Here is an 8,147-nt window from a genome sequence, read left to right as displayed (position 1 = left end):
GCGGCGGCGTCGCAGCGATCCTGGAAGGACGGGGTCGCCGCGTGAATAGCGCGACGGTGAATTTGCTTGGCCCGCGCTCGAGGACGATGCGCTGCGGCGCGATTTCGACGACCTTCCATCCTTCGACCTCATCGCCCTGGAAAAGGCTGCGCATCTTCGTCGGCGGTCCGCTCTTGACGAAAGCATGCGTCCCTCGTCGATCGGTCACGACGCCTTCCAGGGTGAAAGACGGCGGCTCCGGCGGCGGCGGCGGCGGCGCTTCATGACGAATGGGCGCGGGCGGCGGCGGGGGGCGGCGAGTGGCGGAGAACAGCGGGCGTTGTATTGTCTCGGCGAAATCCTTCAGCTCGAGACGCGCCAGGGGATTGATCGGGGCGCGCTCGGATTTTTCCTGTGCGGCGGCGGGGTCGAATGCGGCGACGATCGCAATGACGAAGAGAAACGGTCTTCTCATATCTGCGGCCTCCGCCAGAGGCCGCGCAGATCGAGGGTGACGCGCAGGAGCGGCTCGCCGGCGCCGCGCTGCGGGGAGACGGCGAGCGCGTCGACGAAGACATAAGGAGCGCCCGTCTCGAGCTCGTAGAGCAGCGCCTGCAGGGCCGGGAGCCCCATGTCGAATGTCGCGCGCAGCCGCAGGACGTCGGGCGTGTCCTCGCGCAGCGCCGGCTGCGCGGCGGATGTGGCGACGCTCGCATGCCGCGCGGCGACGAGCTTGCCGACATGGGCCTGCAGCAGCGCGCTGGCCTGTCCGATCGTCGGCGCGACGAGAAAGGCCGCGTCGGGCGCGAGCGCCGCTCTGCCGCCGCCCGCGGCGCCATGGCGCTGCGCCGCCTCCACCTGCGCGAGGATGGCGCGCCGCTGCGCCGCCTCGTCTGCGGCCTCGCTCCAGGAGCCGAGAGCGGCCGTCGCCGCGCCGCCGCAGAAGAGGAGCAGAAGCGCGAGCGCGCCGAGCGCGAGGCTCTGCTCGCGATCGAGCTCGAGATCGAAATCGATTCGCATCTCGTCATTTCCCCTTTTTCGGCGCGGCGGCGGCGAGCTGCGCCTCTATGCCGAAGCGAAACGATTTCCCGTCCGGCGCGCGCGTCGTCGGCGCCGAAAAGCGCGCGTCGAAGAAGCGCCCGCTTTTCTCCAGCGCGTCGATGAGCGGCGGGGCGTTCTCGGCGAGCCCCGTCATGCGCAGCCTGCCGGCCTCCAGCGCGAGGCTCTCGAGAAAGGCGCCGTCCGGAATGGCGCGCGACAATGCGTCGACGAGAGCGACGATCGGCGTCGACGTCTCTTTCCAGATCCAGGCCCGCTCTCGCGGCTGCAATGCGGCGACGGCGGCCGGGTTCTTCGCGGCGTCGGCGCGTTTTTGCAGCGCATGGGCGCGAGCGGCGAGCGTTTCCGCCTCTTGTTGCAGCGCGCTCGCGGACAGCGACGCGACTGCGACGACAATGGCGCAGAGCGCGACATAGGCGCCGATCGCGCCGCCGACGCAAAGGCGCATGCGCCGGCGCGACGCCGCATCGCCCTGCGCCGCGCCTCTCGTCCACAAGACGACAGGCTCGCGGGCGGCGCCGGCCGCTGCGACGACGCGATCGACCGTGAGCCCCATGTCGGCGAGCGCGGCGCGCGCGCCGTCGACATCCGTTTTGTGGGCGATGAGCACGCGCACGGTCAGACGAGAGGCGTCCGCCTGCGGCGTCGCCAGATGACCGTGCAGAATCTGGCCGACGGGCCAGGGCGAGAGACGATCGAGCCGATTGGCGACGACGCCGGCGAGAAAATCGCGCGCCTGCGCCGGCAGCGTCAGCGTGCGCGTGATGGTCTTCTCGCGCGGCCATTCGAGCACGACGAAGCGCGCGCGGGCGAGGACCTCCCGCGGCGGCGCGGCGCCGATGGGCGTGGCGGCGAGGAGCGGCGCGTCAGGATCGGCGCCGGCGCGAAACGCGATCTCTTCGCCCGAGCGCGTGACGCGCAGCATGTCGCGATTGCGCCGCGCCGCGCCGAGGCGCAGGACGAGAGCGCTCAGAAGATCCAGCCAGCGGAGGAGAAGATCGAGCGTCGGCATTCACTCTCTCTGCGAAGAGGCGCCGGCATAGGCCGACGGGCGGGGAGACTGGCGAAAGGCGAGAATGCGAAACGGCTCGCTGTCCTTCGGCAGCGCGACGATGATCGCCTCGGCCTCGGCGGCGAAGCCGTCGGCGAGCGCGACGGCGATGTCGATCCGCGCGACGCCGTGATCTGCAGGCTTGGCGTAACGCGCGGCGGGACCGAGAATTTGCTCGCAGGCCCCCGCCTCGAGTCGTCCCGCCGCGCGCGCTTCCATGAGACGCTCGACGCGCGCCTCGTTCATTTGCGGCAGAAGGCGCAGCACGTCGGGCGGCGCCGTCGCCGCATTCACCGTCTCTTCGCCGAAGACCGTGACGAAAGGCGCGACGAGACGCGCATGATCGGGCGGCATGGAGGGAATCTGCGCCAATTGATCGACATTGGTGAAGGCCGGCTCGAATCGGCGCGGTTCGGAAGAGTCCGCCTTTTGCGCCGGCTTTTGCATCGACGCGCCGCCCGGATCGCGCCACGCTATGATGGCGCGCGCCGCCGTCTCGGCGTCCGCCGCGCCGAGGCCGGCGAGCAGAGAGGCGAGCGTCTCGACCGGCGCCTTGTTGATGTCGATGCGGCCGAGCTCGTCGCTCAGCCGCACGCGCCCTTCGCCGCTGCGCAGCGAGAAGCGCGTCTCGATCGGCAGCAGCGGGCGGCCGCCATGTTTCAGCAGCAGATCGGCGCCGACCTCTATCCCCGCGCCGATCAGCGCCTCGGCCTGCACGCGGTCGCGATCGATCGCCAGCAGTCCCGAAAAGCCGCGCAGGCTCGTCGAAGCGGCCATGGCGAGCGCCGAGAGCAGCGCGATCGTCCACAGAACGGCGACGAGGACGACGCCTCTGCGCGAGCGGATGCGATGAAAGCGCTTCATGTCGGCGCCCGCCGCGCCGGCGCCTCCGGCTCTTTCTTCTTTCCGGGAAGACATTGCGCGCTCGCATTCGCGCAGGCGGCCGGCGCATCGGCGCGCAGGACGAATTCGGCGCCTGGAAAGAGCTGCTCGCCTGTCTCTCTGTCGCGCAGATCGAGGCGGACGAGGCGCGGCAATTCGGCCTCGCCGCGCCAAGCGACGCGCCAGCTCGCGGCGCCGTCCTCGATGCTTGCGTAGACGAAGGACATGTCGAACCGCCCCTCCAGCAGAATGACCGCGTCTTGCGCGTTCGCGGCGTCCAGCCCGGCGCGCGGACCGAGCCATGGCGCGCGCCGGCGGACGAGCCGCGCGCTCTCTCCGCCCGCCGGCTCGATGGAGAAGGCGACGATCTCCTCGAGCGCCGCGCGCGCGCCGATGGCGCTCGCCGTCACGAAGACGAGCCGCTCCGCGCTCCCGTCGAAAGCGATCGGCGCGGGCCGCTCCTCCGGCTGCTTGCGCGACGCGCCGGCGGGCGTCAGAGCGACGAAGCTCGCCGCGCCGAAATCGCGCGCAAGACGCTCCATGGCGAGGGCGAGGCGCTCCGCCTCGTCGACGCTGCGCGCGCCATGATCGAAATGGAAGGCGACATGATGGGTGAGCGTCGCCGCGCCGACGATGATCGACGAAGCCACGGCGAGCGCGGCGAGCGTCTCCACGAGGGTGAAGCCGGCGCGGCGTCCTTTGTGCGCAAAAGCTCGCAAGGCTCCCCTCCCGAAGTCTAGCATGTTTCCGAAAAGTGCGAAGCGGTTTTCGGAAAAGAACATGCGAGTTCGAATAGCTCTAACGATCGCGCGCGAGACGGATCGTCTCGGCCGCGACCGACTGACCGCCCCAGGCGACGCGCGCCTCCACGCGATAGGCCGACCATTTGCGCGCATCGGCGCCGTCTTTCGCCTCTTTCGCCGGCGCCGCCTCCGGAAAGGCGGGCGTCTCGAGAAAGATCGGCTCGAAGGCGACGCGCCAGCGAAAGCCGCCGCTCTCTCCCTCGCGCGTTTCGAGCGCGCCGGCGCGATCGACGGGCGCCGCGATGAGCGAGCGCAGCAATTGCTGCGCGGCGACGCGGCCCTTGCCCATGGCGAGCGCGCCGCGCGCAGAAAAAAGCGCCGGGCCGAGCGCGGCGGCGAAGGCGCTCAGAACCGCGAGCGCGACCAGCGCCTCGATGAGGGTGAAGCCGGCTCGGCGGGAGATTGCGTCACGGCGCATCGACCGACACCTTGCCGCTGAACCAGTCGACGCGCACATCATAGCGCGCGCTCTCCTTGGCGAAGGCCAGAACGGCGCCGGTGGAGGCGCCGTCCGGCTCGAAACGCGCGACCGCTCGCAGATCGCCGCTCGATCCCTCGGCGGCGAGCAGATCGAGCGAGACGTCCTGCGGCACGGCGAGCTTTCCGCCGCTCTCGCCGATGAGCGCGCGCGCCGAGAGATCGAGCGCGACATGGCGCGGCTTTCCGCTCAGCATCGCCGCGAGCCGTTCTCGTCGCAGAAGCGCCGCGGCTTCGAGCGCGACCGCTTTCAATCGCGCGCGGCCGGAGCCCGAGCTCCATGTGACGACGAGGCTGGAGACCAGCGCGACGATCATCATCACGGCCATTGTCTCTACGAGGGTGAAGCCGGCGCGCCGATCAATGCTCGACATTGGAAATATCCGCCGCCGCGCCGACGCCGCCTTCCTGCCCGTCCGAGCCGAGCGAGACGATCGCGTAAGGCGGAGTGTGATCGACGGGAAAGCGGTAGACATAGGGCTTGCCCCAAGGATCATTGGGCAGGCGGCCGCCTTTCACATAGGGGCCGTTCCAAATGTCGACGCCGCCCGGGCGCTGCACGAGCGCGGCGAGCCCTTCCGAGGAAGACGGATAGCGTCCGACATCTATGTAGAAGAGATCGAGCGCCGAGGCGAAGCTCTCGATCTGCAGACGCGCCGTCTTCACGCGGGACTCGCCGAGATAGTTCAGCACGCGCGGACCGACGAGGCCGAGGATGAGGCTGATGATGGTCAGCACCACCAGCATCTCGACGAGCGTGTAGGCGGCGCGTCCGCGACCCGAGATTCGAATGCGCGAGGCGGGCTCGGCGCGACTCTCACGTCGATGGAATTGCGAGCCCGAAGGCGCGCGATCCGGGCCGCGTTCTGGACCGCGCGCCTTCGGGCTCGCGTCGCAAGCGACAATATCGAAAGAATAGGTCATTGGGCGAGCTCCGTTATGCTGAGCAAAGCGCTCATGATCGAGACGACGAGCGCGCCGACGAGAATGCTGACGACGACGATCGCCGCCGGGCCGATCGCGCCCATCAGCCGATCGAGGCCGGCGCCGAGCCGCTGCTCGTAGAATTGCGTCGCATGGGCGGCGATGGCGGGAAGGTCGCCGGTCTCCTCGCCGATGCGCAACATGCGCACGGCGAGCGGCGGCAGCAGCGCCGTCTCGGCGAGCGCCTCGGCGAAGCGGCGTCCGCTGCGCACCTTTTCGTGAATCTCGTCGATCGCCGCGACGGATCGCGGCTCGACGACGACGTCGCGCAGGATTTTCAGCGTCGTCGGCAAGGGCACGCCATTGCCGAGCAGAAGTCCGAGCGCGCCGATGACGCGCGTCGTGCGCCAATCCTGCATGGGGCCGGCGACGCCCGGAACGCGCGCGATGAAGGAGATCGCCGCCGCGCGCGCCTCTCGCCTCGAGAAGAGGAGAAAGAGAGCGAGCGCGATCGCCGCGCAGACCGCGAGAACGGCGTAGAGATTGGCGTGCAGCCAGGCGGAGGCGGCGAGCACGAAAGCGACGCCGCCATTGAGGCGATCGCCGAGATCGTGGAACACGGGCGCAAATTGCGGCACGACATAGAGCAGAAAAAAGAACATGACGAGCAGCGCCGCGCCGATGAGAAACGAAGGATAGCGAATGGCCGAGCCGACGCGCTCCGAGAGCCGCTCGCGCCGCACGCGATCCTCGACGATGGCGACGAGCACGGCTTGCAGTCTGCCGGAGGCTTCGCCGGCGCGCGCCATGGCGACATAGGCGGGATCGATGATGTGAGCGTGCCGCTCCAGCGCCTCGGCGAAACTGTCGCCCGAGGAGATCATCGAGCGCAGGCCCGTCGCAAAACGCTCTATCGGCTTGCTCGCATCCTCCGCCAGCGTCTGCAGCGCCGCCTCCAGCGTGAGGCCGGCGCCGACGAGAAGCGCCAATTGCCGCAGAAAAATGGTCACGTCGCGCGCCGGCGGCCGCGCGCCGCCGGCCGCCCCGCCGATGCGCTTTCGCGAGGCGATCTCCGCCTCGATCGGCAGATGGCCGAGATATTCGATGCGGCGCAGCACCTCCTCGCGCGTCGCCGCCTCGACCTCGCCGACGACCATCTCTCCCGTCTGCGTCACTGCGCGATAGCGAAACTGCGGCATGATCTCACAAGCTCCAAATCTCACAAGCTCCAGATCTCACAAGCTCCAGCTCTCACAAGCTCCAGCTCTCACAAGCTCCAGCTCTCACAAGCTCCAGCTCTCACAAGCTCATGGTGACGCGGAAAATCTCGTCGATCGTCGTCAGGCCGGCGCGACATTTGTCGACGCCGTCCTCGGTCATCGAGGTCATGCCGTCGCTTCTCGCGACCTGCTCCAATTGATGCGTGCTCACTTTCGGCCCGATCGCCGCGCGAAGAGCGGCGGAGGCCTCGATGACCTCGAAGACGCCTCTGCGCCCGCGAAAGCCGGTGAAATTGCACCATTCGCAACCCTTCGGACGATGGAGCGTCTCGCCTTCCGCCAAGCCGAGCGTGGCGTAGCGCGCATCCGCTTCGAGATCCGCGCGCGTCAGAGAATGCGGCTCCTTGCAGTCCGCGCACAAAATGCGGACGAGGCGCTGGCCGACGACGGCGCGAACGCAGGAGCCGAGCAGAAAGCTCTCGACCCCCATGTCGATGAGCCGCGTGATCGCGCCCGCCGCCGTGTTGGTGTGCAATGTCGTCAGCACCAGATGGCCGGTGAGCGCCGCATGAACGCCGATATGCGCCGTCTCCGCGTCGCGCATCTCGCCGACCATGATGACGTCCGGATCCTGACGCAGAAAGGAGCGCAGCGCGGCCGCGAATGTGAGCCCTATGCCGGGATGGACCTGCAGCTGATTGACGCCGGCGATCTGATATTCGACCGGGTCCTCGACGGTGAGAATCTTGCGCGTCGGCTCGTTGATCTCTGCGAGCGAAGCGGCGAGCGTCGTCGTCTTGCCGGAGCCGGTCGGCCCGGTGACGATGATCATGCCGAAGGGCGCCTGCAGCATTCGCCGCAATATCTCGCCGTCGCGCGGCGCGAGGCCGAGCTCGCCGAGCGCGACGACGCCGGCGCCTTTGCGCAACAGGCGCACCACCGCGCCCTCGCCATAGAGATTGGGCGAGGTGGCGACGCGCAGATCGATCTCCGCGCCGCCCACGGCGATGCGCGCGCGACCGTCCTGCGGCAGGCGGCGCTCGGTGATGTTCAGCCCGGCCATGATCTTGAGGCGCGACAGCAGGCCCTTGGCCATGCTCGGCGGCGGCGCCGGCGCGGCTTTGAGCAGGCCGTCGACGCGGATGCGCGCCTGCAGCGCGCCGGCGAAAGGCTCGATGTGGAGATCGGTCGCGCGCTGCTCGACGGCGAGGCGCAACAGATCGTCGAGCGCGCGCACCACCGGCGCGCCGCGCGCGAGATCGCGCAGATCGTCGAGATCGTCGGACGCCGCTTCCGCGCTCGCGATCTCCGCGGGCTCGGCTCGCGTCTGCTCCCGCGCGGAGCCGAGCGCCGCCTCTATCTCCTCCGCCGTCGCCACGGCGAGCTTCGCGCGCCGTCCGAGGGCGGTCTCCACGGCGAGACGCATCTCCTCCTCGAGCGGCGCCGCGATGGCGAGGAAAAGCTCATCGTCATGGAGGAAGGGAAACAGGCGCCCTTCCTTGAGAAAACGCGGCGACAAGGCCTCGCCGGCGAACGCCGCGCCGCCGAGGCCGCCGCGCGCCACGCGCTCGCACGAATAGAAGCCCGCGAGCGCGTCGGCGAAGGCGGAGGCCGTCAGCCTCGTCACGCTCGCCCAATCGAGCTCGCCGCCCGCCGCGCCGCCATCGCCGCGCCGCGCCGCCTCCAGCGCGTCGCCCTCGCGAAGCCCCCCTCCCCGACCAAGATAGTCCAAAAACGCCTCGCCGGACATCG

At 69.5% G+C, this 8,147-nt stretch carries 9 protein-coding genes and 1 pseudogene; all 10 read right to left on the bottom strand.

Annotated elements, in window-relative coordinates:
• A pseudogene (locus Mspo_RS19060) lies at positions 1 to 454 on the bottom strand (hypothetical protein); the annotation flags it as partial.
• Positions 451 to 999, bottom strand: coding sequence for a type II secretion system protein GspM (gspM, locus tag Mspo_RS19055; protein ID WP_159732823.1), 549 nt, complete (start codon positions 997 to 999; stop codon positions 451 to 453). The gene gspM and the pseudogene Mspo_RS19060, both read right to left, overlap by 4 nt.
• Positions 1,000 to 1,003: 4 nt before the next feature.
• Positions 1,004 to 2,050, bottom strand: a complete 1,047-nt coding sequence (locus tag Mspo_RS19050; protein ID WP_159732821.1) for a PilN domain-containing protein — start codon at positions 2,048 to 2,050, stop codon at positions 1,004 to 1,006.
• Positions 2,051 to 2,953, bottom strand: a complete 903-nt coding sequence (locus tag Mspo_RS19045; protein WP_159732819.1) for a type II secretion system protein GspK — start codon at positions 2,951 to 2,953, stop codon at positions 2,051 to 2,053. It lies immediately after the preceding gene.
• Positions 2,950 to 3,690: a prepilin-type N-terminal cleavage/methylation domain-containing protein gene (locus Mspo_RS19040; RefSeq protein WP_159732817.1), complete on the bottom strand. Its 741-nt coding sequence runs from the start codon at positions 3,688 to 3,690 to the stop codon at positions 2,950 to 2,952. The genes Mspo_RS19045 and Mspo_RS19040 overlap by 4 nt, the downstream gene beginning before the upstream one ends.
• A 79-nt stretch (positions 3,691 to 3,769) precedes the next feature.
• A complete protein-coding gene (locus Mspo_RS19035) occupies positions 3,770 to 4,192 on the bottom strand; it encodes a type II secretion system protein (protein ID WP_159732815.1) in 423 nt (140 codons plus the stop codon).
• Positions 4,182 to 4,625, bottom strand: coding sequence for a prepilin-type N-terminal cleavage/methylation domain-containing protein (locus Mspo_RS19030; RefSeq protein ID WP_201281761.1), 444 nt, complete (start codon positions 4,623 to 4,625; stop codon positions 4,182 to 4,184). The genes Mspo_RS19035 and Mspo_RS19030 overlap by 11 nt, the downstream gene beginning before the upstream one ends.
• Complete coding sequence (gene gspG / locus Mspo_RS19025) at positions 4,612 to 5,175, bottom strand: type II secretion system major pseudopilin GspG (RefSeq protein ID WP_159732813.1); 564 nt, start codon at positions 5,173 to 5,175, stop codon at positions 4,612 to 4,614. The genes Mspo_RS19030 and gspG overlap by 14 nt, the downstream gene beginning before the upstream one ends.
• Complete coding sequence (locus tag Mspo_RS19020) at positions 5,172 to 6,374, bottom strand: type II secretion system F family protein (RefSeq protein WP_244613557.1); 1,203 nt, start codon at positions 6,372 to 6,374, stop codon at positions 5,172 to 5,174. The genes gspG and Mspo_RS19020 overlap by 4 nt, the downstream gene beginning before the upstream one ends.
• A 100-nt stretch (positions 6,375 to 6,474) precedes the next feature.
• A complete protein-coding gene (locus Mspo_RS19015; RefSeq protein WP_159732811.1) occupies positions 6,475 to 8,145 on the bottom strand; it encodes a GspE/PulE family protein in 1,671 nt (556 codons plus the stop codon).
• Positions 8,146 to 8,147 lie beyond the last annotated feature (2 nt).

The sequence above is a fragment of the Methylosinus sp. Ce-a6 genome, from assembly GCF_009811655.1.
Lineage (GTDB): Bacteria > Pseudomonadota > Alphaproteobacteria > Rhizobiales > Beijerinckiaceae > Methylosinus.
The sequence above is the reverse complement of the archived record's forward strand: the minus strand, read 5'-3'. Positions and strand labels throughout refer to the sequence as shown.

Bases quoted from the DNA above. Each gene is read 5' to 3' on its own strand.
- gspM (WP_159732823.1), bottom strand. From the start codon at position 999: ATGCGAATCGATTTCGATCTCGAGCTCGATCGCGAGCAGAGCCTCGCG.
- Mspo_RS19050 (WP_159732821.1), bottom strand. From the start codon at position 2,050: ATGCCGACGCTCGATCTTCTCCTCCGCTGGCTGGATCTTCTGAGCGCT.
- Mspo_RS19045 (WP_159732819.1), bottom strand. From the start codon at position 2,953: ATGAAGCGCTTTCATCGCATCCGCTCGCGCAGAGGCGTCGTCCTCGTC.
- Mspo_RS19035 (WP_159732815.1), bottom strand. From the start codon at position 4,192: ATGCGCCGTGACGCAATCTCCCGCCGAGCCGGCTTCACCCTCATCGAG.
- Mspo_RS19030 (WP_201281761.1), bottom strand. From the start codon at position 4,625: ATGTCGAGCATTGATCGGCGCGCCGGCTTCACCCTCGTAGAGACAATG.
- gspG (WP_159732813.1), bottom strand. From the start codon at position 5,175: ATGACCTATTCTTTCGATATTGTCGCTTGCGACGCGAGCCCGAAGGCG.
- Mspo_RS19020 (WP_244613557.1), bottom strand. From the start codon at position 6,374: ATGCCGCAGTTTCGCTATCGCGCAGTGACGCAGACGGGAGAGATGGTC.
- Mspo_RS19015 (WP_159732811.1), bottom strand. From the start codon at position 8,145: ATGTCCGGCGAGGCGTTTTTGGACTATCTTGGTCGGGGAGGGGGGCTT.